Source organism: Streptococcus mitis, from assembly GCF_946188375.1.
Lineage (GTDB): Bacteria > Bacillota > Bacilli > Lactobacillales > Streptococcaceae > Streptococcus > Streptococcus mitis_CX.
In genome coordinates, this window is sequence record NZ_CAMHUS010000025.1 from 1 (window position 1) to 1,272 (window position 1,272).

Consider the following 1,272-nt stretch of genomic DNA (forward strand, 5'->3'; position numbering starts at 1 on the left):
ATTAAGGTTGATGTAAATAGTATATCTGGTTTAAGTGATGTAAATTCATTTAGTCCAGAACCAGTTAAGAAATCAGAAGCTAAAAAAGCTGTAGATGAAGCACTAAAGGCAAAAGAAGCAGAAATTGATGCGAATAATGACTTAACAGCAGAAGAAAAATTAGCAGCTAAGGAGGAAGCTAAAGCTAAAGCCGATGCAGCTAAGAAAGCAATCGATGAAGCTGATACAGATATTAAGGTTGATGTAAATAGTATATCTGGTTTAAGTGATGTAAATTCATTTAGTCCAGAACCAGTTAAGAAATCAGAGGCTAAAAAAGCAATTGATGCAGCTCTAGAGAAGAAAATAGAAGAAATCGATGCTCGAGATGATTTAACAACTGAAGAGAAAACTGCAACAAAAGCTGAAGTAGAAAATAAAGCTAATGAGGCAAAAGACGCAATCGATGCAGCAGATACAGACATTAAAGTAGATGTAAATAGTGTATCTGGTTTAAGTGATGTGAACTCGTTTAGTCCAGAAGCAGCTAAAAAACCAGCAGCCAAACAGGCAATAGATGATGCATTAAAAGCAAAAGAAGATGCAATAGATGCGAATGATGATTTAACAGCTGAAGAAAAAACTAAAGCCAAAGCAGAAGCTAAGGCAAAAGCTGATGCAGCGAAAGAAGCAATCGACAATGCGACAACAAACGCAGAAGTGGAACAAGCTAAGACTGCAGGAACGGCATCAGTAGCTTCAGTGACTCCAAAGCCAGTGGCAAAACCGACTGCGAAGCAAGCCATCGACGACGCGCTTAAAGCTAAGAACGACGTGATTGACTCTCGTACAGACTTGACAGATGAAGAGAAAGCTGCGGCTAAGTCAGAAGCAAAAGCTAAGGCCAACGCAGCAAAAGCAGCCATCGATAATGCAACAACAAATGCGGAAGTAGACCGAGCTAAGGTGACTGGAATAACAGAAGTAAAAGCAGTAGATCCACAACCAGAAGCGAAGCCAGAAGCTAAGAAAGCCATCGATGATACCTTAAAAGCTAAGACTGATGAAATAGACTCTCGTACAGACTTGACAGATGAAGAGAAAGCTGCGGCGAAAGCAGACGCTAAAGCGAAAGCTGATGCAGCGAAGACTGCAATCGACAACGCAACAACAAACGATGCAGTAACTCAAGCTAAAAACGATGGGGCAGCAAGTGTAGCTTCAGTAAATCCAACAGCGCAAGCGAAGCCAGCGGCAAAACAAGCTATCGATGATGCATTGAAAGCTAAGACC

The 1,272-nt window shown here is 41.0% G+C and carries 1 protein-coding gene; it reads left to right on the forward strand.

The genetic code is table 11. The annotated features are described in order from the left end of the window. Positions 1 to 1,272 (forward strand): DUF1542 domain-containing protein (locus tag N8M16_RS10035; RefSeq protein ID WP_261070146.1); only part of this gene is annotated, 1,272 nt, incomplete at both ends.